Here is a 25,406-nt window from a genome sequence, read left to right as displayed (position 1 = left end):
GCTCGCGGCCGTGAACGGACCCGGAGCACCCCGGCCCAGGAGCGGGGCGAGCCCCGCCGTCGACGGGGTCTCGCGCCTCGCCGAGCTGCCCGGCGTGCCCGAGCAGGTGGAGGTCGCCCGTGAGGCGTGCACCGCGCTGCGCTGGCACCAGGCGCTGCGCAAGCGGATCCCCGAGGCCGCCGCGGAGTCCCGGGTGCGTGGGGCCCGGGCGAGTGGCGAGCTCGAGGGCGCGTCGGTGCCCGTGGACGTCGTCCGCGACATCGCTCGCGGGGCGTCCACGTGGTCGCCGCAGCCCGATCCCGTGGAGGTGACGATGCGCGGCGTCCTCGCCGCCACGGCCGAGACCGAGCACGTGGCCGGGATCCTCCTCACCGCCCCCCTGCAGGCGCTCGCCCGGCTGCACACGGCAGCGGCGGCCGGTCTCGTCGACGACTCGGCGCTCGGCCGACCGCGGCATCCGGGGGAGCCCTGCCTCGAGCTCGCGGACCTGGGGCCGGCCCCGGACGGGCCGGAGGTCGCGGCGCGGCTGCGTGCGGTGGCCGACGTCCTCCTCGCGACGCCCCGGCTGCCCGTGGTGGTCGCCGCCGCGGTCGTCCACGCCGAGCTGGCGACCGTGCGGCCCTTCGTGAGGGGCAACGCGGTGGTGGCCCGGGCGCTGGACCGGGCGCTGGTTCGGGTCGGTGGCCTCGACCCCACGGGGGTCGCCGTCACCGAGCACGGGCACGGGGCCCAGGGCGGGGCCGCCTACCTCGGGGCCCTGGCGGCCTACGGTCGGGGGGACGTGGCCGGCGTCGGGCTGTGGATCTCCCACTGCTGCACCGCAGTCCGTGCCGCCGCTGCCGAGGGGACGCGCGTCGCCGACGCCGTGCTCGCCGGACGCCTCTCGTAGCCAGCGGTTGCCGCCGGCCCCCGGCGGGAGTACAACAGGAGGAGCGAAGGCCCTCGGGCCGACGCCCCAGCACTACCGCGGCACGAACGGGTACCCACGCGCGGGCAGTCCACTGATGGACCGATCGTGATGGGCTTGACCCAGTGCGACAACGGCATGGAGCACGCCTGGTCGCCCGGGAGGTCCGCGGCGGGACGACGCCCCGACCCGGTCCCGGGTTGGGGCGCCGTCGTGTGGCCCCGGGGTGGGTCGCGGAGGCCGTGGCGGGTGCCCGAAACGACCTCTGGCACGTTCCTGCCACGCCGGGCTCCCGACCTGCGGACTTGCTGTGGGAGGGTGATGGTCAAGCGTTAAACTTCGTGCGCAAAACCTACGGATTCGGTGGACCTGAGGGGGTCCTGAGAACGAATCGCGCAGGTATTGGCCGGGGCTTGCGTAGATAGCCCGCGATGGAGCACGATGAATCCACTCGCTCCCCTTCGGGGTCGAGCGAACGGCGGACCGGCTTCTCCCCCCCGGAGCTCGGCTCGCCGACGGCCCCGGTTGTCCCCCCGACCGGGGCCGTCCCACGTCCGGGACCAGGTGGCTCTCGGTGGCTCCTCCTGGGTGGAGTGCGTCGTCCACAGGCCCGTCCGCGGAGCCGCGCCGTCCACAGGGGCGGGAGTGCCCCTGGCCCGCGGCCCGCATGGCACCGCAGGCTCGGTGCCATGACCCAGCCCACCCTCCTCGCCGTCTCGGGAGCCTCCGGCGGCCTCGGCGCCAGCACCTTGGCCCTCGCCCTCGGTCGGTGCCTCGCGCGCGCCGGCCCGCCCGTCGTCGTCGCCGACCTCGACCTCGCCGGTGGCGGGCTCGAGGTCACCGCAGGGGTCGAGCACCTTCCCGGTCGGAGGTGGGACGACCTGCGCGAGGTGCGCGGCCGGGTGCCCGCGGCGCGCCTCCTCGCCACGCTCCCGGGAGAGGCCGGCTGCCACGTCCTGTCGGGACTGGGTGGCGCCCGCCCCGAGGTGGCGCCGGAGGTCGTCCTCGAGGTCGTCGACTCCCTCCTCGCGGGTGGGGTGTCGGTCGTCCTCGACCTCCCGGTCCGCGGGCCGCTCCTGGCGGACGTGATGGCGCGAGCGCCCGTGCTCGTCGTCGTCACCGCGCTGCGCACCCGTGGCCTGGCCGATGCCGAGGCGTGCGTGGAGCGGGCCCTCGCGGTGGCACCCGAGTCGCGCGCCGATCCGGTGCTGCTGCTCGTGACGCGGGGAGGGCGGGCCACCACCGACGTCCTCGACGACGTCGTGGCGCACCTCGGGGTCCCGCACGTCCACCACGTGCGCGACGACCCCGCCGTGGCGCGTGGCGGGGAGCGCGGCGCCTTCCCCGGGGTGTCGCGCGACGCCGTGCGGGCCTGTGCCGAGGCCGTGGTGGCGGCGCTCCCCGGCATCGCGGTGGCGTCGTGACACGTGGCGTCGTGACACGGGGGGCGGCCGTGCTGCACGAGGTGCCCGTGCGGTCCGGGGACGTCGTCACGCGCTCGATCCGGGCCGGCGCGCCGCCGAGCGCGGGCGCCATCGGACAGGTGGCCGCGTCCGAGGCCGGCCACCTCGGCGCCGACCGTCTCGCCGCGACCGAGGCCGCCCTCGCCGACCGGCTCGTGGGGCTCGGGCCGCTGGCGGGCCTGGTTGCCGACCCCACGGTGACCGACGTGCTCGTCAACGGCGACGGCGTCGTCTGGGCGGACCGTGGCCGGGGGGTCGAGGAGGTGGGGGCGGTGCCCGTCGCGGACCTGCGGCCGCTGGCGGTGCGGCTGGCCGGGCTGGCGGGCCGCCGCCTCGACGACGCGCAGCCGTGGGTCGACGGCGTCCTGCCCGGCGGGGTCCGGCTGCACGCCGTGCTGCCGCCGCTGGCCGACGCCGGACCCCACCTGAGCCTGCGCATCGCCCGGCACCGACCCGGTGGGGTCGACGGTCTCGAGGGGCTGGGCGCCGTGGGCCCCGGTCTCGCCCGGGTGCTGCGCGGGCTCGTGGCCGCCCGGTGCTCCCTCGTCGTCTCCGGAGGCACGGGGGCCGGCAAGACGACCGTCCTCGCGGCGCTCGTCGCCGAGTGCCCGTCCTCGGAGCGCGTCGTCGTGGTGGAGGACGTGCGCGAGCTCGCCCCCGACCACCCGCACGTCGTGCGCCTGCAGGGACGCTCGGCCAACGTCGAGGGCCGCGGCTCGGTGACCCTCGTCGACCTCGTGCGCCAGTCGCTGCGGATGCGCCCCGACCGGCTCGTCGTGGGGGAGGTGCGCGGCGCCGAGGTCCGTGAGCTGCTGGCCGCCCTCAACACCGGCCACGAGGGCGGCATGAGCACGCTGCACGCCAACGGGCCCGACGAGGTGCCCGCGCGGATCGAGGCCCTGGCCGCGCTGGCCGGGATGCCGCGGCGGGCCACCCACGCCCAGCTGCGTCAGGCGCTGCACGCGGTCGTGCACGTGGGTCGTCGGTCCGGGGTGCGACGGGTCGAGTCGGTGGGCGTGGTGGTGCCGGACCCCACCGAGACCGGCCTCGTGCGGGTCGAGGTCGCGCTGTCGCTGGGCCCTGGGGGCGAGGACCGCGGGCCGGGCTGGTCACGGCTGGTGGCCCTGGCCCCGAGCCTCGGGGAGGGCGACCCGTGCTGACGGCGGCCGTGCTCGTGGTGCTCGCCGCCCTCGCGTGGCCCGGACGTGGGCGTGGGCCGGCTGATGAGCGCGAGCTGGGCGACGACGTGCCCGGGGGTTCGCTCTGGGGGCTCGTCCGGCGTCGGCGGCGACGGTCGGTCGACGACGGCCGCTGGGTCGCCGACCTCGGCGAGGTCGTGGCCGTAGGGCTCGACGCCGGCCTCGACCTGCCGTCGGCCGTGGTCGCGGCGGCGCGGTCGCCCTCGGTCGCCCGGCAGGCGCCGTGGCTCGCCGACCGGGTGGCCGAGGAAACGCTGGCCGGGGAGTCGGCGTCCTCGTGCCTCGACCCACCCGGTCCGTGCCCCGCTGCCGTCCGGCACGACCTCGGTCTCCTCGCCGCGGCCTGGCGGCTGGCGGAGGACGCGGGCGCGCCCGCTGCCGTGGTCACCGCCGCTGCGGCCGACGCCGTCCGGGAGCGGCACGTGTCCCGCGGTCGGGCCGAGGTCGCCGTCGCCGGGCCGCGCACGTCGATGATGCTGCTCACGGCCCTGCCGCTCGTCGGTCCCGTGGGTGGGGTGCTCGTCGGGCTCGGCCCGGACCGGCTCTACGCCTCCACGGCGGCGCGGGTCACGGCGATGGTGGGCGTGCTCCTCACCGGGGTGGGGTGGCTGTGGGCTCGCGCCGTCCTGCGCCGGGCCGCACGGGCCGCCACCACGGGTCGGCCCTCGTGAGCGGCGTGCTGGGTCTCTGGGCCCGGCGAGGCCCCGGCCGCGCGGGGGCCGCCCCATGACCGCCGTCGCGGCGGTGCTGGTCGTGCTGTCGGCGCTCGTGCTGCCGGGACGCCCTGGCTCGTGGCTCCCGGCGCGGGCCCGGGCACGGGCGAGCGACCTCGGGCCGTCCACCGTCGAGGACGCGGCCGCCGCGCTCGCCCTCGTGGCCGCGACCTTGCGCGGCGGTGCGGGCGCGGTCGAGTCCCTGGAGCAGGTCGCGAGGGTCGTCGACGGCGCGGCGGGGCACGAGCTGGCCGTCGTGGCCGCGGCCCACCGGTGGGGCGAGCCTCCCGACCGGGCGTGGACCCACGTCGGCGACGGCTGGGCGGCCGCGGCGGTCGCGTGGCACGCGGCCCAGGAGGCGGGGGCCGCCCCCGCCGGGCTGCTCGCGGCCGCGGCGTCGCGGATGCGCGAGGAGGAGCGGCGTCGGCTCGAGGAGGCGGTCCAGCGGTCCGGGGTGCTCCTCGTGCTGCCCCTCGGGCTGTGCTTCCTCCCGGGCTTCGTCGCGACGACGGTGGCCCCGGTCGTCCTGCACCTCGTCGGGTCGGTGCTCGCATGAGGCCCGTCCCGGCGCAGGTCCGTCATCCACAGGGCGGCTGTCGTGGGGTGGCTGTCCACAGGTTCGAGGCGGGCCTGTCGCGTGCGGTCGGTGTCGAGCACGGTGGAGGGAACGACGCGAACGTCGCGTCACGAGAGGGGGTTCACCATGATGACGAGGTCGATGCGTACGGTGCGACGGCTGGCCGGTCGGGTCCGCGTGCTGGGCGAGGCCGGGATGACGACGGCCGAGTACGCCGTGGGCACCGTCGCCGCGGTGGCGTTCGCGGCCCTGCTGCTGGTGATCGTGCGGTCCGATCCGGTGCGGTCGGCGCTGTCACAGGTCATCGTCAGCGCGCTCGGCACGGGGTCGTGAGGTCGGCTGGAGTCCGTGCAGCCCGGATGTCGCCGGGAGTCCGCTCCATCGGTGCGACCTGCCGGGCCCGGTGGTTCGGCCCGGCGGGTCGACGCCGAGAGGCTGGGACGGCCACCGCCGAGCTGGCGGTGGCCCTTCCCGCCCTCGTCCTCGTCCTGGCGGTGGCGCTCGCCGCGGTCGACCTGGGCATCGCGCACATCCGGTGCGTCGATGCCGCGCGGACGGCGGCCCGGCTCCTCGCGCGCGGCGAACCGGAGGCAGTGGCGGTCGGCGAGGCGCGGCAGGCGGCCCCCGCCGGCTCCGACGTCTCGGTGTCGAGCGGGTCCGGGCGGGTGAGCGTCGAGGTCAGCGCGCCCGTCCCGGCGCTGTTGAGGCCGCTCGGGGCGGTCGGCCCGCCGCGCGCCGTGGCGGTCGCCCGTCTCGAGGACGGTGTCGACGGCGGCGCGGCCGGCGACGACCCGCGTGAGGTCACCGCCGACGGGGCGAGGGGCTCGCCGTGAGCGGCCACCGACCCGTGGCCGAGCGGGGCAGCGGGACGGTCCTGGTCGTCGGCGCGACCGGCGCCCTCGTCGTCGTCCTGGCGGGAGCCCTGCTCGTCGCGGGAGTGGTCCGCGACGTCCACCGGGCCCGCGCGGCGGCCGACCTCGCGGCGCTGGCGGCTGCCGTCCCCCTGGTGGAGGGCGGGGCGGTGGACTGCGCGGCGGGCGAGGCCGTCGCGACGGCGAACGGTGCGCGCCTGGGCGGCTGTGTCGTCGAGGCCGACGGGTCGGTGCGCGTCAGCGTCGAGGTCGCGCTGCGCGGCCCGGTCACCGACCTCGGCGTCGACCGGGCGACCGCCTCGGCGCGCGCCGGGGTCGTCCCGGACCCGGGTCGCGAGGGGCGCCGTTCGGGTGGGTCAGTGGCCGGTGGGAGGCGGCGGGGGCGGGGTCGAACCGCTCGGGGCGACGGGGGGCGGGCCGTCGGTGCGGCTGCCGGTGGTGTCGGTCGCGCCGGTCGTGCCACCGCCCTGGGCCTGCACCTGCTGGCGCAGCGCGGTGGTCTCCTCCTCGCGGCGGCGACGCTCCTCCGCGAGCTCGCGCTCACGGGTGGCGAACTCCTCCTTCACCCGGCGCTCCTCCTCGACGCGGCGCGCCTCGGCCGTGGCCGCGGCCTCCTTGGCCTCCACGCGCTTGCGCTTGCCGCGACGCAGCCCACCGCGCATCAGCACCCAGCCGAGCCAGAAGACCGAGATGACGACCATGCCGGTGACGAGGAGGGTGAGCGGCGGGAGGCTGAGCGTCCCGCCGAGGATCGAGACGTCGACCGTGTCGGTGATCTGGGCGGTCCCCGCGAACAGCAGGACACCGGCACCGGCCGCGAGGAGGATGAGGATCAGACCGAGGAGCACCATGCATCGGACCCTACCGGCGCGGCGCGGACCGGCCCGCCACTCGAACACCGCAGTTCGTCGAGGTCAGGGGCCTCAGGTCGTGGCCGGCGCAAGGGCCAGCTCGAGGACCGTCACGGCGCCCACCTTGTCGAGGGGCTCGTTGCCGTTCCCGCACTTGGGCGACTGCACGCAGGCGGGGCACCCGGTCGCGCACCCGCAGCCGAGCACGGCGTCGCGGGTGGCGCGGACCCACGCCTCGAAGGCCGTGAACCCGCGCTCGGCGAACCCGGCGCCGCCGGGGTAGCCGTCGAACACCATGACCGTCGGCAGGCCGGTGTCGGGGTGCAGCGCGGTCGAGACCCCACCGACGTCCCAGCGGTCGGAGGTGGCCACGAGGGGGAGCATGCCAATGGCCGCGTGCTCGGCCGCGTGCAGTGCGCCGGGGACCCTGGCCTCCTCCACCCCCGACGCCTCCAGCACCTCGGCGGGCACGGTCCACCAGACCGCGCGGGTCGTGAGCGACCGCTCGGGGAGGTCGAGGGCGTGCGTGCCCAGCACCTCACCCGAGGGCAGCCGTCGGAGGAAGCCGGTCACCTGGGTCGTCACCCGCACCGACCCGAAGCAGACCTCGACCCGCGCCCGGCGCTCCGAGCGCTCGCGGTCGAGGATGTCGAACCGGCTCACCGACTGCGCGTGGGTCGACCAGCCGGGGTCGCCGCGCACGGTGTGAGCCGTGCGGGCCTCGAGGTCGAGCTCGGTCACCACCCAGGTGTCGCCCTGGTGCACGTGCACGGCGCCGGTGTGGACCTGGCCGTGGGCCGCGGCCTCGTCGATGGTGCCGATGACGCGGCCGGTGCGGGTCTCCATCACGGCGACGACGTCGTTGACGCCGCGCAGCGAGATGTGGTCGGCGGGTCGGTCGTCGCGCGCCCAGAACCAGCCGGCGGGGCGCCGCCGCAGGATCCCCTTGATGACGAGGGCGTCGAGGAGGCGCCGGGCGTCCGGACCGAACATCGGCAGGTCGTCCTCGCCCAGCGGCAGCTCGGCGGCCGCCGCCGCCAGGTGGGGACCGAGGACGTGGGGGTTGTGCGGATCCATCACGGTGGCCTCCACCGGGGCGCCGAAGATCGCCTCGGGGTGGTGCACGAGGTAGGTGTCGAGCGGGTCGTCGGCCGCCACGAGCACCGCGAGCGACTCCTCTCCGGACCGGCCGGCGCGCCCGGCCTGCTGCCAGAGGCTCGCTCGCCGCCCCGGCCACCCGGCCATCACCACGGCGTCGAGGCCGCTGACGTCGATGCCGAGCTCGAGCGCGTTGGTCGCCGCGAGCCCGCGCAAGGCGCCCGAGCGCAGCCGCCCCTCCAGCTCGCGCCGGTCCTGGGGGAGGTAGCCCCCGCGGTACGCCGCCACCGCCTCGGCCTGGAGGGGGTCGTCGAACTCGACCCGGCGGCGGGCGTTGCTCGCCAGCGACTCGGCCCCTGCCCGGCTGCGCGCGAAGGCCACGGTCTGCACGCCGTCGACGACGAGCCGGGCGAGGATCTCGGCCGCCTCGGTGGTCGCCGAGCGGCGCCGCCCGTCCTCGTCGGCGGCGGGCTCCCACAGGGCGAAGGTCATCGCGCCGCGCGGCGAGCCGTCCTCGGTGAGTGCCGCCACCGGCAGCCCGACGAGGTTGCCGGCGTGGGTCGCCGGCTCGCTCACCGTGGCCGACGCGAGGACGAACGTCGGGGTGGCGCCGTAGCGCGCGGCGACCCGGCGCAGGCGGCGCAGCACCGACGACACGTGCGACCCGAACACCCCCCGGTACACGTGGCACTCGTCGACGACGACGTAGGTGAGCGAGCGCAGGAACCGCGACCAGCGCTCGTGGCCCGGCAGGAGCGAGTGGTGCAACAGGTCGGGGTTGGTGAGGACGACGTTCGCGTGGTCCCTCACCCAGCGACGCTCGTCGGGCGGGGTGTCGCCGTCGTAGGTCGCCGCCCGCACGCCCGGCACCGCCAGCGCGTCGATGCGGGCCAGCTGGTCGGCGGCCAGGGCCTTGGTCGGCGCGAGGTAGATCGCGGTCGCCCCCCGTCGCCCCGGGGTCTCGGCGCCCTCGGACGCCGCCGAGAGGACCGGCACGAGGTAACCAAGGCTCTTCCCCGACGCCGTGCCGGTGGCCAGGACGACGTGCCGCCCCGCCGTGGCGAGGTCGATCGCGGCCCGCTGGTGCGACCACGGACGCTCGATCCCACCGCCCAGCAGCGCGGCCAGGACGGCCGGTGCCACGCCCTCCGGCCACTGGGCCAGACGGGCCTCGCGGGCCGGGACGCGCTCGACGTGGAGGAGCCTTTCGGACCGTCCCTGAGATGTCAGCACCGCAAGGTGCTGGGCAGGAGTGGTCACGACGGTTACGGTAATCCTCGTCCCTGACACGCCGCGGGGACGTTTGACCTGCAGTGTTCGAGAGGATCCACGCGTGGAGCTGTCCGTCACCACGTCTCGCCAGGGAGAGGTCACCGTCGTGACCGTCGCCGGCGAGGTCGACGTCTACACCGCCGCCCAGCTGCGGGCGGCCCTCGATGAGGAGGTGGCGGCCGACCACGTCCAGCTCGTCGTCGACCTCGACGACGTCACCTTCCTGGACTCCACAGGGCTCGGGGTCCTCGTCGGCCGGCTCAAGCTGGTCCGCAACCAGTCCGGGTGGCTGCGCCTCGTGTGCTCCAACGAGCGCATCCTGCGCGTCTTCCGGATCACCGGGCTCGACAAGGTGTTCGGCATCCACGCCTCGCTCGACGAGGCGCTCGCCGCCTGAGCGCGGCGCCCCGACACCCCGTCCCGGCCCGCTCCCCGCGGACCGACGAGCCATTCGCCCCTTGCGGGGTGACCTGCGCCACACCTCCCCGGGGGGAGCGACTCGCGCAACCGCCCGGTACAGTGCGCGCGGGCGTCCCTGCCCGTAGGCGTTCGCGCCCGGGGACGCGAAAACTCACCCGTCAAGGAGGATGGAATGGCACCCCTCGCGCTCGCTTCGGCTGAGTCGAGCTCTGGCCTGGACCTCGTCGGGACGAACCTCACCCTCGTCATCACGGTCGCGGTCATCGCGGTCGTGGCGCTGGTCATGGGATTCGTCTTCCGCCGTGAGGTCCTCGCAGCCGACCCCGGTACCGAGAAGATGCAGGAGATCGGTGCGGCCGTGGAAGAGGGCGCGCAGGCCTACCTCGCGCGCCAGTTCAAGACGCTCGCCATCTTCGTGGTGCTCGTCTTCGGCCTCCTCCTGCTGCTGCCCGCCGACACCGTGGGCGTGCGATGGGGCCGGTCCGGCTTCTTCGTCCTCGGTGCCGTCTTCTCCGCGGCCATCGGCTACCTCGGCATGAGCCTGGCCGTCAAGGCCAACGTCCGCGTCGCCTCCGCGGCCCGCCACGAGGGCGGCCGCGACCTCGGGATGCGCATCGCGTTCCGCACCGGCGGCACCGTCGGCATGGCGACCGTGGGCCTGGGCCTGCTCGGCGCCGCCGTCGTCGTCATCCTCTACAAGGGTGACGCCCCCAAGGTCCTCGAGGGCTTCGGCTTCGGCGCCGCCCTCCTCGCGATGTTCATGCGCGTCGGCGGTGGCATCTTCACCAAGGCCGCCGACGTCGGCGCCGACCTCGTCGGCAAGGTCGAGGCCGGCATCCCCGAGGACGACCCGCGCAACGCGGCGACCATCGCCGACAACGTGGGCGACAACGTCGGCGACTGCGCCGGCATGGCGGCCGACCTGTTCGAGTCCTACGCCGTCACCCTCGTCGCGGCCCTGATCCTCGGCTCCGTCGCCTTCGGCGAGTACGGCCTGGTCTTCCCGCTCATCGTCCCGGCGATCGGTGCCGTCACCGCCCTCCTCGGCGTCTACATCACCAAGGCGCGCCCGGGCGAGAACGCCCTCAGCGCGATCAACCGCGGCTTCTACATCGCCGCCGCGGTCTCGGCGGTCCTCTCGGCCGTCGCCGCCTACACCTACCTGCCGTCGACCTACGCCGAGCTCGGGTCCAGCAACGAGGAGATCAACGCCCTCACCGGCGACCCCCGCCTCGCGGCCCTGCTCGCCGTCATCATCGGCATCGTCCTCGCCGGCATCATCCTCTGGCTGACCGGCCACTACACCGGCACCGACAAGCGTCCGACGATCGACGTCGCCCGCACCTCGCTCACCGGCCCCGCGACCGTCGTCCTGTCGGGCATCGGCGTCGGCCTGGAGTCGGCCGTGTTCACCGCCGGCATCATCGGTGGCGCGGTCTACCTCGCCTACATCCTCGGTGGCGGTGCGGTGGCCCTGTCGCTGTTCCTCATCGCGCTCGCGGGCTGCGGCCTGCTCACCACCGTCGGCGTCATCGTCGCCATGGACACCTTCGGCCCGGTCTCCGACAACGCCCAGGGCATCGCCGAGATGTCGGGCGACGTCAGCGGCGAGGGCGCGCAGATCCTCACCGAGCTCGACGCCGTCGGCAACACGACCAAGGCCATCACCAAGGGCATCGCGATCGCGACGGCGGTCCTCGCGGCCACCGCGCTGTTCGGCTCGTACACCGACGCCTGGCAGAGCGCCGTCCGCGCGCTCGACGTCTCGGGCATCAGCGAGGAGGAGGGCAACAAGTTCCTCAACTCGGCCGTCGGCCTCGTCACCGCGCCGAACACGCTCGTCGGCGTCATCATCGGTGCGGCCGTCGTCTTCCTCTTCTCGGGCCTGGCCATCAACGCGGTGACCCGCGCGGCCGGCGCCATCGTCTTCGAGGTGCGTCGCCAGTTCCGCGAGCACCCCGGGATCATGGACTACACCGAGAAGCCCGAGTACGGCCGCGTCGTCGACATCTGCACCCGCGACTCGCTGCGTGAGCTGGCGACCCCGGGTCTGCTCGCGGCCCTGATGCCGGTCGCCGTCGGCTTCGGCCTCGGCATCGGCCCCCTGGCCGGCTTCCTCGCGGGGGCCATCGGCTCCGGCGCCCTCATGGCCGTCTTCCTCGCCAACTCCGGTGGCGCGTGGGACAACGCGAAGAAGATCGTCGAGGACGGCGCGCACGGCGGCAAGGGCTCCGAGGCCCACGCGGCCACCGTCATCGGCGACACCGTCGGCGACCCGTTCAAGGACACCGCCGGCCCGGCCATCAACCCGCTGCTCAAGGTCATGAACCTCGTGTCGGTGCTCATCGCGCCGGCCATCGTGACCCTGTCCATCGGCCCCGGTGCGTCGGCGCCGATCCGCTACGGCATCGCCGCCGTCGCGGTCGTCATCGTCGCCGCAGCCGTGACGTACTCCAAGAGCAAGGACCTCGCGATCGGCGGCGACCACGACCCCGACGCCGAGCCCGCGCTCGAGCAGCACCCCGCGCAGGTCTGAGCACCCGCGCAGCATCGCGCCGAGGGGCCGGGTTCCGACAAGGAGCCCGGCCCCTTCGCCGTCCCCGCCGCGAGCCATAGGCTCGGGGGTGATGACCGACACCACGCCCCGCGTCGACCCCGACCTGATCCGCGCCCTGCGCGCCGACCTCGTCGCCTCCGGCTTCACCGTCGCGGGCGTCACCGACCTGCTCGGCCCGATGGCGGCCGCCGCCCTCGACCGCGAGCAGGCCCTGCCCGCCCAGCGCGTGACCGCCGCCGCGACCTCCCCGTGCGCCACGCTCATCCGGCTGTTCACGCTCGGTGACCCGGTCGACCTCGCCGAGGTCGCCGCCGCCCTCCCCGGGCTCGGGGTGGCCGGCGCCGTGGCGCTCGGTCTCGTCGTGCCGGAGGGTGACGGCGTCGTCGCCCGCTGCGACCTGCGGCCCTACGCCTCCGAGCGCCGCGACTGGTGGGTCGCCTCCGACCTCGGCGAGCTCGCCACCGGGGGCACCCTGCGCGGCGACCACGTCCTCGGCATCGGCGGCGCCAGCACCACCCTCGCGGCCTGGACCCCCCGCCCCCACGTCGACCGCGCCCTCGACGTCGGCACCGGGTGCGGGGTGCAGGCCCTGCACCTCGAGGACCACGCCGACGAGGTCGTCGTCACCGACCTGTCCGAGCGGGCCCTGGCCTACGCCCGGTTCAACGCCGCGCTCGACGAGTCGCACTGGGACGTCCGGTCCGGCTCCATGCTCGAGCCGGTGGCGGGCGAGCGCTTCGGGCTCGTCGTGAGCAACCCGCCCTTCGTCATCACGCCGCGCACCGGCGAGGTGCCGCTGTTCGAGTACCGCGACGGCGGAGCGGCCGGCGACGCGATCGTGCGAGACCTCGTCCGCAGCGTCGGCGACCACCTCGAGCCCGGCGGCATCGCGCAGTTCCTCGGCAACTGGGAGGTCCCGCGCGGCACCACGTGGACCGACCGGCTGCGGGGCTGGCTCGAGGGCACGGGTCTCGACGCGTGGGTCGTGCAGCGCGAGGTGCAGGACCCCGCGCAGTACGCCGAGACCTGGGCCCGCGACGGCGGCCACCAGGCGGGCACCGCCGACTTCACGACGATGGTGTCCTCCTGGCTCGACGACTTCGAGAGCCGGGACGTCGAGGCGATCGGCTTCGGTGTGGTCACGCTCCAGCGGCCCCGCACCGAGCGGGAGCCCTTCGTCGACCTCATGGACGTCCCGCAGCCGGTCGAGCTCCCCATGGGGCCGGCGGTGCTGGCCGGTCTCGACGCCCGCACCTGGCTGTCCGAGGAGGACGACGCGGCCGTCCTCGAGGTCGCGTGGCGGTGCGCGCCCGACGTCCACGAGGAGCGCCACACGATGCCTGGGGCGTCCGACCCCAGCGTCATCGTCCTGCGCCAGGGGGGTGGCCTGCGTCGCCACCTCACCCTGTCCACCGTGACGGCTGCGTTCGTGTCGGTGTGCGACGGGGAGATGAGCGCCGCGGTGGCGGGTGCGGCCATCGCCGGGCTGCTCGGGCTCGACAGCGACGCCGTGCGGGCCGAGCTCGTCGGCTTCGTCCGCGACGCCGCCAAGGACGGTCTGCTCGTCCGCTGAGAAGTTCCTGTGAGCGGGCTCACATCCGATGCACAGGGTCGCACCGAACCACGGGCACGAGCCGGAGCAGGCCGGCCGCCGTCAGAAGGGTTCACCCAGATGCGCACACGAGTCATTGCCGCCGTCGTCGGAATCGCCGGAGCGGGGGCCCTCGTGGCCGCCCCGGCCTTCGCCGGCCACACCAACACCCTCCTCGAGGCCGACCTCACCGGTCGCGCCCAGGTCGCGGCCGACGGGTCCAAGGCCCTGTCCGGCGACCCGAACGGCAAGGGGAGCGTCTACGTCTTCGGGATCGACGGTGACCCCACGACGCTGTGCTACGTCCTGCAGGTCTCCAAGGTCGCCGAGACCGAGCAGGCGCCGGGCAACGGGCGCGCCGCCCACATCCACCGCGGCGCGGCCGGCACCAACGGGCCGGTCGAGGTCAACCTCGCGTGGCCGCAGGACGGCCAGGCGGCCGACTGCCTCACCGAGGGCGAGGCCGGCAAGGGACTGGACCCGGGTGAGGTGCAGCGGATCCTCGCCGACCCCGCCGCGTACTACGTCAACGTCCACAACACCGAGTTCCCGAACGGGGCGGTCCGCGGCCAGCTGCACGGCGACCACGAGCACTGATCCCGGCAGCAGGACCCGCGGCGCGGGGGAGTGCGGTCGCCACCGCACCCCCCGCGCCGTCCCGATTCCGGGGGGCGCACGGCCGGACCGGGGATGTGGAGCGCCTGAGAACGGACGAGGGCGTCTTTCCCGTTCGAGGTGAGAGTGCGCGCCCGGGCGGCCATGATGGCGTCATCGCCTGCAGGGAGGCCGATCCGAAGGACGACCCACGGGGTCGCCCCCGACCTGAGGAGAACGCATGAAGTCCCTGCCCCGCAAGGTGTGGGTCGTGACCGGAGCACTCGGTGCGATCGCCGTCGCCGGCTCGGCCACGGCCTCGACCGCGGCATCGGCAGCGCCGATCCACCGCACCAGCGTGACGAGCAAGGCCGCCTCGGTGTCCGCCGAGAAGTCCGCGAGCGCCAAGGAGAAGGCGGCTGCCGGCCAGGCGAAGGCCGCGTCCGCGCGGGCCAAGGCCGCCGCGGCGAAGGCCGCCAAGGCCAAGGCCCAGGCCGCGAGGAAGGCCGACGCCGCGAAGGCGCGCGCCGCCAAGCTCGCGGCGGCGAAGGCGAAGGCCGCTGCCGCCAAGGCCGCTGCCGCGACCGCCGCCTCGTCGTCGGTCAGCGCCGTGAGCCCGGCCAGCGCCGCGTCCTCGGGCAGCGCCGCCAGCGCCAAGAGCGCGGCGTCCGCCCCGAGCGCCGCCAGCGCCCCGAGTGCGGCCAGTGCGCCGAGCGCGGCCTCCGCGCCCAGCGCCGACTGACCCGCCTCCACACGCCCCAACCGACGGGTTCCGGTACGCGATGGCGGAACCCGTCGGGGGTGCGGCCGAGGCCGCGGTCCTCGCGCTGCTGACCGGCCCCGACGCCCGTGAGCTGCTCGGCCTCGCGCTGGGCACCGCGGGCGTCGGCGTGACCGGCCACGTCGTCCACGACGTGCAGCACCGCCCCGGCGACGGTGTCACCGTCGGCTACCGCGTCTGGGTGAGCGGTGCGGCCGCCGGAGCCGGGGACGTCCCCCCGACCGAGGAGTACGTCCTCGTCAGCTCGACGGCGGGCCGGGACGTGCCCGACGACGCGCCCTCCGTCGCCCGCATCGAGGGCCCCGAAGGGCGCCTGCTCGCCTGGCTGCACCCCGACGACCCCGCCCTGCCCGCCCTGCGGGCCGGCTGCGACCCCGTCCTCCTCGAGGACGTGCTGCCCGGGTCAGGCCCGGTGACGGACCTCGAGCTCGTGGGCTACCGGCCGCTGCGCCGGGCCGTGGTGCGCGCGGTCCGCGACGACCGCACGTGGTGGGTCAAGGTGCTGCGCCCCCGGGCGGGCCGCGGGGGAGCGCCCGACGTCCTCCACCGCCACGAGGTCCTGCGCGACGCCGGCCTCCCCGTCCCGCGGGTCGCGGCGTCCACCCCCGACGGGCTGGTCGTCCTCGAGCACCTGCCCGGCCGACCGCTCGTCGCGGCGATCGGCGAGGACGACGCCCGTGGCCTCGAGGTCACCCACCTCGTCGAGGTCCTCGACGCCCTCCCCGCCGACGCGGTCGACCTGCCCCGCCGGTCTCCGTGGTCGGACCGGGCCGCGGCGTACGCCGCGGCCGTCGCCGCGGCCGGACCGGACGGCGAGCGCGCCCGTGCCGTTGCGGCCGAGGTCGTCGAGCGGTCCGCCCGGCTCGACCTCGGCCCGGTGGTCACGACCCACGGTGACTTCCACGAGGGGCAGCTCACCGTCGACCCCACCCCTGACGGCTGGAGGGTCGCGGGCCTCCTCGACGTCGACACCGTCGGCCCGGGCCACCGGGTCGACGACCTCGCCTGCCTCGTGGCCCACGCCATCGCCATCGGGCCGCCGGGGGAGTGGGTGGCACGGCGCTGGGAGGCCGCGGCGCGCGCCCTCGCCGACCCCGCCGTCCTCGACGTCCGCACCGCCGGCGTCCTGCTGTCGCTCGCTGCCGGGGCCGCCCACGGCAGGGGTCCGACCCCGCCAACCCACCTGCTCGACGCCGCCGAGGAGCGCCTCGCCCGCTGAGTTCGGTAACCACTTGTGAGTGAGTGCTCACTCACTTATCATCGTCGGCGTGACACCCCGTGCCCCCGCGATGCATCCCGACGACCGCCGCTCGGCCATCGTCGACGTCGCCCTCCCGCTCCTGCGCGAGCACGGCGCGGCCCTCACCACGCGTCAGGTCGCCGAGGCCGCGGGCATCGCCGAGGGGACCGTCTTCCGCGCCTTCGGGAGCAAGGACGAGCTCGTGAAGGCCTGTGTCGCAGCCGTGTTCGACTCGACCCCCGCGGTCGCCGAGCTGCGCGGCATCGACACCACCCTCACCCTCGACGAGCGGCTCTCCGCCGGGGTCGGGGTGATGCAGCGGCACGTCGAGCGCATCGTCGGCGTCATCTCGGTGCTCCACCACGCGGGGGCGCCGGGGCCGATCGGGCCCAAGCGACCGCGCGGCGCCGCCGACCCCGCCGTCGACGCCGCCTTCACCGACCTCATCGGCGACGACGCGGGAGCCCTGCGCAAGCCGGTCGCCGAGGTCATCGCCCTGCTCCAGCTCCTCACGCTCTCGAGCGTCCACCCGCTGATGTCCACCGGCCGCCTGGACGCGGCCGAGATCGTCGACGTCGTCCTCGACGGCACCCGGAGGAAGTCCTGATGCTCTACCGCCTCGTCCGCACCCACCTGCGCCCCTACGCCGTCCCGCTCGGGGTGCTCCTCGCCCTCCAGCTCGTCGCCACGCTCACCTCGCTGTACCTGCCGAGCCTCAACGGCCGGATCATCGACGAGGGGGTCGCGGTGGGGGACACCGGCTTCATCCTCACCGCGGGCCTCGGGATGCTCGCCGTCTCCTTCGTCCAGATCCTCGCCACCATCGCCGCGACGCGCATCGGCGCGCAGACCGCGGCCTCCCTCGGCCGCGACGTCCGGGCGTCGGTGTTCTCGCGGGTCGGGTCCTTCTCCGCCCAGGAGCTCTCGCGCTTCGGGGCGCCCACGCTCATCAGCCGCAGCACCAACGACGTCACCCAGGTGCAGACGGTCGTCTACATGGGCCTGGCGATCATGGTCTCCGCGCCGATCATGATGGTCGGGGGCGTGTTCATGGCGCTGCGCGAGGACATCGGGCTGTCGTGGCTCGTCGCCGTGGCCGTCCCCGCCCTGGCCGTCGCCATCGGGCTGGTGATCCGCAAGATGGTCCCCCACTTCCGCGCCATGCAGAAGTCGGTCGACGCGGTGAACCGCATCCTGCGCGAGCAGATCACCGGCGTGCGCGTCGTGCGGGCCTTCGTGCGCGAGGAGGTCGAGCGCGAGCGCTTCGGCCAGGCCAACGAGACCTACACCGGCACCGCCCTGGCCGTCGGCCGCCTGATGGCGCTCGCGTTCCCCCTCGTCATGGTCATCTTCAACGCCTCCACCGTCGCGGTGCTGTGGTTCGGGGCCGTGCGCATCGACAACGGCTCGATGCAGGTGGGCGCCCTCACGGCGTTCATGGCCTACCTCATCCAGATCCTCATGTCGGTGATGATGGCGACCTTCATGGCGATGATGATCCCGCGGGCCACGGTGTCGGCCGGACGCATCCAGGAGGTCCTCGGCACCGAGTCGAGCGTCCGGGCGCCCGCCGAGCCCGTGCGCATCCCCGCCGGGCCCGTCACCGTCGAGCTGCGTGAGGTCGGGTTCGCCTACCCCGGCGCCGAGTCGCCGGTCCTGTGCGACGTCACGATCACCGCCGTCCCCGGGACGACCACCGCCGTGGTCGGCTCGACCGGCGCCGGCAAGACGACCCTGCTCGGCCTCGTGCCCCGGCTGCACGACGCGACCTCCGGGCAGGTCCTCGTCGGCGGTGTCGACGTCCGCGACGCCGACCCCGAGGACCTCTGGAGCCACCTGGGCCTGGTGCCCCAGCGGCCCTACCTCTTCACCGGGACCGTCGCCACCAACCTGCGCTACGGCGACCCCGACGCCACCGACGACGAGCTGTGGGAGGCGCTGCGCATCGCCCAGGCCGAGGACTTCGTCCGCGCGATGACCGGCGGCCTCGACGCCCCGATCGCCCAGGGCGGCACCAACGTCAGCGGCGGGCAGCGCCAGCGCCTCGCCATCGCCCGGGCCCTGGTGAGCAAGGCCGACGTCTACCTCTTCGACGACGCGTTCTCGGCCCTCGACGTCGCCACCGACGCCCGGCTGCGCGCGGCCCTGCGGCCGGTGACCCGCGAGGCGACGGTCGTCGTCGTCGCGCAGCGGGTGTCGAGCATCATCCACGCCGACCGGATCGTCGTCCTCGACGACGGGTTCGTCGTCGGCCAGGGCACGCACGAGGAGCTCCTCGCGACCTGCCCCACGTACGTCGAGATCGTCGAGAGCCAGCAGGCAGTGGAGGAGGCGGCATGAGCGAGCTCGGCACCGCGGAGGAGCGCGCGGCGAAGGAACGGCGGGGCCCGGCCTCGGCGCACCGCGGCGGACCCCCGCACGCGGCGATCGGCATCCCCACGGAGAAGTCGCAGGACTTCACCGGCTCGGCCAAGCGCGTGCTGCGGCTGCTCCACCCCGAACGCGTCGTCGTCTGGGGGACGATCGCCCTCGCCGTGGGCAGCGTCATGCTCAGCGCCATCGGCCCGAAGATCCTCGGCACGGCCACCGACATCGTGTTCGGCGGCTTCTTCGGCCGCCAGATCCCCGCCGGGGTCACCCAGGAGCAGGCCGTGGCGGCACTGCGCGAGCGAGGCCAGGGCCGGGTCGCCGACGTCCTCGCCGCCATGGAGCACGTCGTGCCGGGCCAGGGCGTCGACTTCAGCGCCCTCGGCCGGATCCTCGTGGTCGTCCTGGGCATCTACGTCGTCGCCGCCGGGCTGCAGCTGCTCCAGGGCCGCCTGCTCACCGGTGCGGTCAACCGGACCATCTTCCGGCTGCGCCGCGACGTCGAGGACAAGCTGCACCGGCTGCCGCTGCCCTACTTCGACGGCCAGCCGCGCGGCGAGCTGCTCAGCCGCGTCACCAACGACATCGACAACGTCGCCCAGAGCCTGCAGCAGACGCTGAGCCAGCTGCTCACCTCGCTGCTCACCGTCGTCGCCATGGTCTCGATGATGGTGTGGATCTCGCCGCTGCTCGCCCTCATCGCCCTCGTGACGATCCCGATCACGATGGTCGTCACCGCGGCCATCGGCAAGCGCAGCCAGAAGCACTTCGTGCAGCAGTGGACGAGCACCGGCGAGGTCAACGCCGTCGTGGAGGAGACCTTCACCGGCCACGAGCTCGTCAAGGTCTTCGGCCGCCGCGCCGAGGCCGACCGGGCCTTCGCCGAGCGCAACGACGCACTGCACCACGCGAGCTTCCGCGCCCAGTTCATCAGCGGCATCATCATGCCGACGATGATGTTCATCGGGAACCTCAACTACGTCGCCATCGCGGTGGTCGGGGGGCTGCGGGTCGCCAGCGGCACGATGAGCCTGGGTGACGTGCAGGCCTTCGTCCAGTACTCGCGCCAGTTCACCCAGCCGCTCACCCAGGTGGCCTCGATGGCCAACCTCATGCAGAGCGGAGTCGCCTCTGCCGAAAGGGTGTTCGCCGTCCTCGACGCCGAGGAGCAGGAGCCCGACGCCGGCGTCCCGGTACGGGTCGACGACCCCCGCGGCAAGGTGGCGTTCGAGGACGTCTCGTTCTCCTACAGCGACGAGACCCCGCTCATCGAGCACCTCGACCTCGTCGTCGAGCCCGGCCAGACGGTCGCCATCGTCGGCCCCACGGGTGCGGGCAAGACGACCCTGGTCAACCTCGTCCTGCGCTTCTACGAGCTCAAGGGCGGGCGGATCACGCTCGACGGCGTCGACATCACGGCGATGACGCGCACCGACCTGCGCAGCCGGATCGGCATGGTCCTGCAGGACACCTGGCTGTTCGGCGGGACGATCCGCGACAACATCGCGTACGGCCGGCCGGGGGCGAGCGAGGAGGAGGTCCTCGACGCCGCCCGCGCCACCTACGTCGACCGGTTCGTCCACTCGCTGCCCGACGGCTACGACACCGTCCTCAACGCCGAGGCCGACAACATCAGCGCCGGTGAGCGCCAGCTCATCACCATCGCCCGGGCCTTCCTCGCCCAGCCGGCGCTGCTCATCCTCGACGAGGCCACGAGCTCGGTCGACACCCGCACCGAGCTGCTCGTCCAGCAGGCCATGTCGGCGCTGCGCTCGGACCGCACGAGCTTCGTCATCGCCCACCGGCTGTCGACGATCCGCGACGCCGACCTCATCCTCGTGATGGAGGACGGCCGCATCGTCGAGCAGGGCTCGCACGCCGAGCTCCTCGCTGCCGGAGGCGCTTTCGCGACGCTCTACGCCGCGCAGTTCGCCGGCGCCGTCGACCCGGACGACGAGACCGTGGGGGTCGGCGCCACCGTCTGAAAGCCACAGGTCCCTCGGGAGGCCGCCGCGGCCGTCGTCCACTAGCGTCGCTGGCGACACCACCGGTTGCGGTGGTGACCCTCGACGGAGAGGTGGGTGTCCGCAGATGGTGGGTGTGGCACAGGCAGCGACGGGCGTCGCGCAGGCCGTGAGGACCGAGACGTTGATCGACGCGAGCGCCGTCGACTACCTCATCCTCGTCGTGTACTTCGCGTTCGTCCTCGGCATCGGCCTCATCGCGAGGCGGTCGGTCTCGGACTCGATCGACTTCTTCCTCTCCGGGAGGTCCCTGCCCGCGTGGGTCACCGGCCTCGCCTTCATCTCCGCGAACCTCGGCGCCGTCGAGATCATGGGGATGAGCGCCAACGGGGCGGAGATCGGCATCTCCACCGTCCACTACTTCTGGGTCGGCGCGATCCCCGCGATGCTCTTCCTCGGCGTCGTGATGATGCCCTTCTACTACGGCTCCAAGGTCCGGTCGGTGCCCGAGTTCATGCTCCGGCGCTTCGGCAAGGAGGCGCACCTCGTCAACGCGATCTCGTTCGCCGTGGCGCAGCTGCTCATCGCGGGCGTCAACCTCTACCTGCTCGGCTCGATCGTCCACGCGCTGCTCGGCTGGCCGCTCTGGCTGGCGCTCATCGTCGCCGCGATCATCGTGCTGTCGTACATCACCCTCGGCGGGCTGTCGGCGGCGATCTACAACGAGGTCCTGCAGTTCTTCGTCATCGTCGCCTCGCTGCTGCCCCTCGTCTGGCTCGGGCTGAACCGGGTCGGCGGCTGGAGCGGGCTCGAGGAGAAGATCACCGCGGCGGCCGACGCGGCGCCGCCCGGGTCCACCATCCCGCCGGCCGAGCAGCAGCTCAACTCGTGGCCGGGGCAGGCATTGGCCGGGTTCGACTCACCCGTGTGGTCGGTCGTCGGCATCGTGTTCGGCCTGGGCTTCGTGCTCTCGTTCGGCTACTGGACGACGAACTTCGTCGAGGTGCAGCGCGCGATGGCCTCGGACTCCATCGCCTCGGCCCGCAAGACGCCGATCATCGGCGCCTTCCCGAAGATGTTCGTCCCGTTCCTCACCATCGTCCCCGGCATGATCGCCGCGGTCCTCGTGCCCGAGATCATCGAGCTGAAGAACGGCGGGACACCAGCGGGCGGGGCCTCGGGCAACGGGGTCGCCTACAACGACTCGATGCTCTACCTCATGCGCGACCTCCTGCCCAACGGCCTGCTCGGCCTGGCGATCACCGGCCTGCTCGCGGCGTTCATGGCCGGCATGGCGGCGAACATCTCCGCGTTCAACACGGTCTTCAGCTACGACCTGTGGGAGCGGTACATCCGCAAGGACCGCAGCGACGACTACTACCTGCGGATCGGGCGCCTGGCCACCGTGGGCGCGACCGTGGTCGCGATCTTCACCGCCCTGCTGGCCAGCTCGTTCTCGAACATCATGGACTACCTCCAGACGCTGTTCGGGTTCTTCAACGCCCCCCTGTTCGCCACCTTCATCCTCGGCATGTTCTGGAAGCGGATGACGCCCACGGCGGGCTGGACGGGCCTGGTGAGCGGCACCCTGTCGGCCATCCTCGTGGCCTTCCTCAGCAAGGACGCGTTCGGGGCCGTGAGCCTGGGCGTGCTCCCACTGGAGGGGCAGGGCGCGGCGTTCGTCGCGGCGTCCACGGCGTTCGTCGTCGACATCGCGGTCTCCGTGGCCGTGTCGATGGCGACCCAGCCCAAGCCGGCGTCCGAGCTCGTCGGGCTCGTGTACTCCGAGACCCCGAAGGAGGACCGGACGGACCCGCTGGAGCACACCTACCCGTGGTACCGCCGCACGGTTCCCCTCGCCGGCCTGGCGCTCGCCATGGTCACCGTCCTCAACATCATCTTCTGACCGGGAGGAGCAGACATGACCGAGACCAAGCACACCGCCGGAGCGTTCGACATCCGCAACATCATCGGCCTCCTGCTGGCGATCTACGGCGTCATCCTCACCGGGATGGGGCTGTTCGCCGACCCCGAGACCGAGAAGACGGGCGGGGTGAACGCCAACCTGTGGGCGGGACTCGCTTTGCTCGTCGTGGGGCTGGGGTTCATCGCCTGGGCCCGGCTGCGGCCGATCAAGGTGCCCGAGCACGTCGAGCCGGTCACCGACGACCCGACGCGCCCGGCGCCCAAGAAGCGCCCCCGAGGAGGCCACTGACCGCGGGCGTAGGGTCGCAGCCATGGGTCCGATGCACGGCGGCGTGAGCGGGATGACGAGCGTCGGCGACCTGCCGGCCTACCGCGCCGAGCCCGCCGGTGACGGTCCCTGGCCGGGACTGGTCCTCGTCCACGAGCTGTTCGGGCTCGACGACGAGATGAAGGGGCACGCCGACCGCCTCGCCGCGATGGGGTACCTCGTGGTCGCCCCCGACCTCATGGCCCGCGGCCGTCGCGTCGTGTGCCTGGCCCGGACCATGACGGCGCTGCAGCGCGGGCGCGGCCGGGCCTTCGACGACATCGACGGGGCGCGGGCGCTGCTCGCGTCGGACCCTCGCTGCACGGGGTCGATCGGCGTCATCGGGTTCTGCATGGGCGGCGGGTTCGCGCTGCTGCTCGCGGGGCGCCCGGGGTGGGACGTCGCGGTGGCCAACTACGGCGTGGTGCCGGATGCCGAGGCCCTCGACGGCGCCTGCCCGGTCGTCGCGAGCTACGGCGGGCGCGACCGCTACCTGTCGGGATCCGCCGGGCGGCTCGAGAGCGCCCTTGCCGATCGCGGTGTGCCGCACGACGTCAAGGAGTACCCGGCAGCGGGGCACGCCTTCCTCAACGTCACGCACACGGCGCCATGGTTCCTCGCGCCGGTGACCCGCTTCGTCATGCACGCCGGGGCCGAGCCGGAGTCGGCGCGGGACGCGTGGGCCCGCATCGAGGCCTTCCTCGCCACCCACCTCCACCGCCCCACCTGACCCGACCTGCGGCCCATCCGACGTCGTGCGACTTGGGTACGGGTTTGGCGCAGCGTGACCGAGAGAACCGCACCGAAGTCGCACGAGGTCGACGAGGTGGGCGAGGAGTCACCAGGTGATGGCGCCGGTGGCGTGCCAGTGCTCGAGGAGGCCGGCGGGGTCGTCGACGGTGCCGCCGCGGTTCCACAGGGCGAGGTAGAGGTCTGCCGGGGTGCCGCGCACGGTGGGCATCCCCTGGGGGACCTCGTCGCCGGCCGCGAGCCGTCGGGTGCGCGCCCGCTCGGGCCCGGCCTCCACGAGCCAGCGCGCCCCGGTGGTCGCCTCGACGAGTGCGGGGGCGGCCGGGTCGGCGCGGGGACCGCCCTTGCGCCGCTGCCAGAAGCCGACGAGCAGCTCGTCGACGCCGTCGAGCGCGGTCGGGGCAGCGAGCCAGAGGTCGTCGGCGGTGGCGCGGCGTCCCCGGGCCGCGGACAGGGCGTCGAGGGCGTGGACGGTGGTCTCGTGGCACTGCCGCCGTGCCCAGAACGCCCGGGCCGGTGGGGCGTCGACGAGGAAGGTGAGCACGTCGAGGTCGTCCGGCGCGTCCTCGAGGGCGCTGAGCAGGTCGGCCGCGCCGGCCTCGAGCCACGCCGCGGGGTCGGGGTGCGCCAGGCCCTCGGCCTCGAACGACTCCTCACCGATGGTCGCGACGTCGGCGCCGCGGACCACCGCGGTCGCCCAGCGGTGGACCATCCCCTGGTGGGCGAGGAGGTCGCGCACCGTCCAGCCCGGGCAGGTCGGCACCGGGGCGTCCGTCCCCGCCTCTCGGGCGCGGGCGGCCATCCGGCGGGCGGCGTCGGCGATGCCGGCGAGGTGGTCCTGCACCGTGGGGGCGGGCGTCGTCATCGCAGCAGTGTGCCCGACCCCGTCACCGACGCGACTGATTGCGCTGGACCCACCTCCAGGGCCTCCCGGAGGGTGGGCAGAGCGCAATCAGTCGGTCAGCTGAACTGCCAGGAGCGCTTGCTCAGGCCGAACCAGAAGCCGTCGATGACGCTGTCGACGGTGTCGGCGTCGAGCGTCCCGGAGGCCGCGGCGGCGCCGAGCGCGACGTAGAGCGGCGCCCAGTGCTCGGTGCGCGGGTGCGCCTCCCGGGCGGCCGGCGCCTTGGCGAGGAAGTCGAGGACGGCGTCGACGTCACCGCGGCCCACGGCCTCGGCGGCCCAGTGGTCGAACTCGCTCGAGGGCGTCGGCGGCGCGGCGTCGGGGCCGGCGGACGGGTTGAACCAGCTCAGGTTGTGGGTGGTGAAGCCCGAGCCGACGATGAGGACGTTCTCGTCGCGCAGGGGAGCCAGCCGCTGGCCCAGGGCGAACAGCCGCTGGGGGTCCAGGGTCGGCATCGAGAGCTGGAGGACGGGCACGTCGGCCTCGGGGAACATCTCCTTGAGCGGGACGTACGCGCCGTGGTCGAGGCCGCGGGCGGGGTCCTGGTGCAGCTGCTCGCCCGCGCCGGCCAGCAGCTGGGCCACCGAGCGGGCCAGCGCCGGGGCGCCGGGCGCGTCGTACGTGACCTCGTAGTAGTGCTGCGGGAAGCCCCAGAAGTCGTAGAGGAGCGGGACGTCGCCGGAGGTCGCGGAGACCGCGATCGGGGCGAGCTCCCAGTGCGCCGACACCATGAGGACGGCCGCGGGCTTGTCGAGGTCGGTGCCCCAGGCGCCGAGCTCGCGGGTCCACGTCGCGTCGTCCGCCAACGGCGGCGCGCCGTGGCTGAGGTAGAGGACGGGCGGGCGCCCGCTGGTGCCGCGGGGGGCGGTGTCGGTGGTCATCGTGCTCCTCCTGTTCGTTGAACATTCAACCACATGACGGACTCGACGATTCCCTCGACGCGGCGACCCTCCCCATGGTGTCCTCGAAGCGTGCTCGCCGCCACGCTCTCGCCGAACTCGCCCGCACCGCCCCACCGCCTCGGGCCGCCCGGCGCGACCGGGCAGGGGAGCG

The 25,406-nt window shown here is 74.4% G+C and carries 23 protein-coding genes and 1 pseudogene; 20 read left to right on the top strand and 4 right to left on the bottom strand.

The genetic code is table 11. The annotated features are described in order from the left end of the window. Positions 1 to 10: 10 nt before the first annotated feature. The 8 genes and pseudogenes from ACFLFB_RS16575 to ACFLFB_RS16540 all read left to right on the top strand — a co-directional run. The gene (locus ACFLFB_RS16575; RefSeq protein ID WP_392543268.1) at positions 11 to 889 is read left to right on the top strand and encodes a hypothetical protein; all 879 of its coding nucleotides are present in this window, start codon (positions 11 to 13) and stop codon (positions 887 to 889) included. A gap of 707 nt (positions 890 to 1,596) precedes the next feature. Beyond that, positions 1,597 to 2,331 carry a pilus assembly protein FlpE gene (locus ACFLFB_RS16570; RefSeq protein ID WP_392543267.1) on the top strand — a complete coding sequence of 245 codons (735 nt, stop codon included), beginning with the start codon at positions 1,597 to 1,599 and terminating at the stop codon, positions 2,329 to 2,331. Positions 2,332 to 2,342: 11 nt separating this feature from the next. Continuing rightward, a complete protein-coding gene (locus tag ACFLFB_RS16565; RefSeq protein WP_392543266.1) occupies positions 2,343 to 3,530 on the top strand; it encodes a TadA family conjugal transfer-associated ATPase in 1,188 nt (395 codons plus the stop codon). Further along, on the top strand, positions 3,524 to 4,240 hold the full coding sequence (locus ACFLFB_RS16560; RefSeq protein WP_392543265.1) for a hypothetical protein: 717 nt from the start codon (positions 3,524 to 3,526) through the stop codon (positions 4,238 to 4,240). Before ACFLFB_RS16565 ends, ACFLFB_RS16560 begins: the two co-directional genes overlap by 7 nt. A gap of 55 nt (positions 4,241 to 4,295) precedes the next feature. Continuing rightward, positions 4,296 to 4,838: a type II secretion system F family protein gene (locus tag ACFLFB_RS16555; protein WP_392543264.1), complete on the top strand. Its 543-nt coding sequence runs from the start codon at positions 4,296 to 4,298 to the stop codon at positions 4,836 to 4,838. Between the two features lie 162 nt (positions 4,839 to 5,000). After that, positions 5,001 to 5,192, top strand: coding sequence for a DUF4244 domain-containing protein (locus tag ACFLFB_RS16550; RefSeq protein ID WP_392543263.1), 192 nt, complete (start codon positions 5,001 to 5,003; stop codon positions 5,190 to 5,192). A gap of 128 nt (positions 5,193 to 5,320) precedes the next feature. After that, entirely contained in the window at positions 5,321 to 5,692 is a 372-nt protein-coding gene (locus tag ACFLFB_RS16545; RefSeq protein WP_392543262.1) for a TadE family type IV pilus minor pilin, read from the top strand. Beyond that, positions 5,689 to 6,033 (top strand): annotated as a pseudogene (locus ACFLFB_RS16540) (Rv3654c family TadE-like protein); the annotation flags it as partial. The gene ACFLFB_RS16545 and the pseudogene ACFLFB_RS16540, both read left to right, overlap by 4 nt. Before the next feature lie 54 nt (positions 6,034 to 6,087). Here the strand turns inward: ACFLFB_RS16540 and ACFLFB_RS16535 are convergent. Together ACFLFB_RS16535 and ACFLFB_RS16530 are read right to left on the bottom strand one after the other, a co-directional pair. Then, positions 6,088 to 6,582, bottom strand: a complete 495-nt coding sequence (locus ACFLFB_RS16535; protein WP_392543261.1) for a hypothetical protein — start codon at positions 6,580 to 6,582, stop codon at positions 6,088 to 6,090. 72 nt (positions 6,583 to 6,654) lie between these two features. Then, positions 6,655 to 8,940, bottom strand: a complete 2,286-nt coding sequence (locus ACFLFB_RS16530) for a DEAD/DEAH box helicase (RefSeq protein ID WP_392543260.1) — start codon at positions 8,938 to 8,940, stop codon at positions 6,655 to 6,657. A 73-nt stretch (positions 8,941 to 9,013) separates the two neighbouring features. Between ACFLFB_RS16530 and ACFLFB_RS16525 the strand changes: the two genes are divergently transcribed. The 12 genes from ACFLFB_RS16525 to ACFLFB_RS16470 all read left to right on the top strand — a co-directional run bounded on the left by ACFLFB_RS16525 (position 9,014) and on the right by ACFLFB_RS16470 (position 23,429). Then, positions 9,014 to 9,349 (top strand): STAS domain-containing protein, encoded by a 336-nt coding sequence (locus tag ACFLFB_RS16525; protein ID WP_392543259.1) that lies wholly within the window; start codon positions 9,014 to 9,016, stop codon positions 9,347 to 9,349. Positions 9,350 to 9,544: 195 nt separating this feature from the next. Continuing rightward, positions 9,545 to 11,908 carry a sodium-translocating pyrophosphatase gene (locus ACFLFB_RS16520; protein ID WP_392543258.1) on the top strand — a complete coding sequence of 788 codons (2,364 nt, stop codon included), beginning with the start codon at positions 9,545 to 9,547 and terminating at the stop codon, positions 11,906 to 11,908. Between the two features lie 91 nt (positions 11,909 to 11,999). Continuing rightward, positions 12,000 to 13,502: a methyltransferase gene (locus ACFLFB_RS16515; RefSeq protein ID WP_392543257.1), complete on the top strand. Its 1,503-nt coding sequence runs from the start codon at positions 12,000 to 12,002 to the stop codon at positions 13,500 to 13,502. Positions 13,503 to 13,601: 99 nt separating this feature from the next. Then, complete coding sequence (locus ACFLFB_RS16510) at positions 13,602 to 14,117, top strand: CHRD domain-containing protein (RefSeq protein ID WP_392543256.1); 516 nt, start codon at positions 13,602 to 13,604, stop codon at positions 14,115 to 14,117. 238 nt (positions 14,118 to 14,355) lie between these two features. Beyond that, positions 14,356 to 14,856 (top strand): hypothetical protein, encoded by a 501-nt coding sequence (locus ACFLFB_RS16505; protein ID WP_392543255.1) that lies wholly within the window; start codon positions 14,356 to 14,358, stop codon positions 14,854 to 14,856. Between the two features lie 40 nt (positions 14,857 to 14,896). Next, positions 14,897 to 16,114 carry a phosphotransferase family protein gene (locus tag ACFLFB_RS16500; protein ID WP_392543254.1) on the top strand — a complete coding sequence of 406 codons (1,218 nt, stop codon included), beginning with the start codon at positions 14,897 to 14,899 and terminating at the stop codon, positions 16,112 to 16,114. A gap of 49 nt (positions 16,115 to 16,163) precedes the next feature. Further along, on the top strand, positions 16,164 to 16,742 hold the full coding sequence (locus tag ACFLFB_RS16495) for a TetR/AcrR family transcriptional regulator (RefSeq protein ID WP_392543253.1): 579 nt from the start codon (positions 16,164 to 16,166) through the stop codon (positions 16,740 to 16,742). Beyond that, positions 16,742 to 18,475 carry an ABC transporter ATP-binding protein gene (locus ACFLFB_RS16490; protein ID WP_392543252.1) on the top strand — a complete coding sequence of 578 codons (1,734 nt, stop codon included), beginning with the start codon at positions 16,742 to 16,744 and terminating at the stop codon, positions 18,473 to 18,475. Before ACFLFB_RS16495 ends, ACFLFB_RS16490 begins: the two co-directional genes overlap by 1 nt. Then, positions 18,472 to 20,487: an ABC transporter ATP-binding protein gene (locus ACFLFB_RS16485; RefSeq protein ID WP_392543251.1), complete on the top strand. Its 2,016-nt coding sequence runs from the start codon at positions 18,472 to 18,474 to the stop codon at positions 20,485 to 20,487. Before ACFLFB_RS16490 ends, ACFLFB_RS16485 begins: the two co-directional genes overlap by 4 nt. Positions 20,488 to 20,593: 106 nt before the next feature. Beyond that, on the top strand, positions 20,594 to 22,372 hold the full coding sequence (locus ACFLFB_RS16480) for a sodium:solute symporter family protein (protein ID WP_392543250.1): 1,779 nt from the start codon (positions 20,594 to 20,596) through the stop codon (positions 22,370 to 22,372). Between the two features lie 15 nt (positions 22,373 to 22,387). Further along, positions 22,388 to 22,681 (top strand): hypothetical protein, encoded by a 294-nt coding sequence (locus ACFLFB_RS16475; RefSeq protein ID WP_392543249.1) that lies wholly within the window; start codon positions 22,388 to 22,390, stop codon positions 22,679 to 22,681. Positions 22,682 to 22,703: 22 nt separating this feature from the next. Then, positions 22,704 to 23,429, top strand: a complete 726-nt coding sequence (locus ACFLFB_RS16470; RefSeq protein ID WP_392543248.1) for a dienelactone hydrolase family protein — start codon at positions 22,704 to 22,706, stop codon at positions 23,427 to 23,429. A gap of 108 nt (positions 23,430 to 23,537) precedes the next feature. Here the strand turns inward: ACFLFB_RS16470 and ACFLFB_RS16465 are convergent, their stop codons facing one another. After that, a complete protein-coding gene (locus ACFLFB_RS16465; RefSeq protein ID WP_392543247.1) occupies positions 23,538 to 24,314 on the bottom strand; it encodes a maleylpyruvate isomerase family mycothiol-dependent enzyme in 777 nt (258 codons plus the stop codon). A 95-nt stretch (positions 24,315 to 24,409) separates the two neighbouring features. Beyond that, positions 24,410 to 25,234, bottom strand: a complete 825-nt coding sequence (locus ACFLFB_RS16460) for a dioxygenase (RefSeq protein WP_392543246.1) — start codon at positions 25,232 to 25,234, stop codon at positions 24,410 to 24,412. Positions 25,235 to 25,406: the final 172 nt, after the last annotated feature.

Origin of the sequence: Oryzobacter telluris, from assembly GCF_043099285.1 — a bacterium.
Lineage (GTDB): Bacteria > Actinomycetota > Actinomycetes > Actinomycetales > Dermatophilaceae > Oryzobacter > Oryzobacter telluris.
The sequence above is the reverse complement of the archived record's forward strand: the minus strand, read 5'-3'. Positions and strand labels throughout refer to the sequence as shown.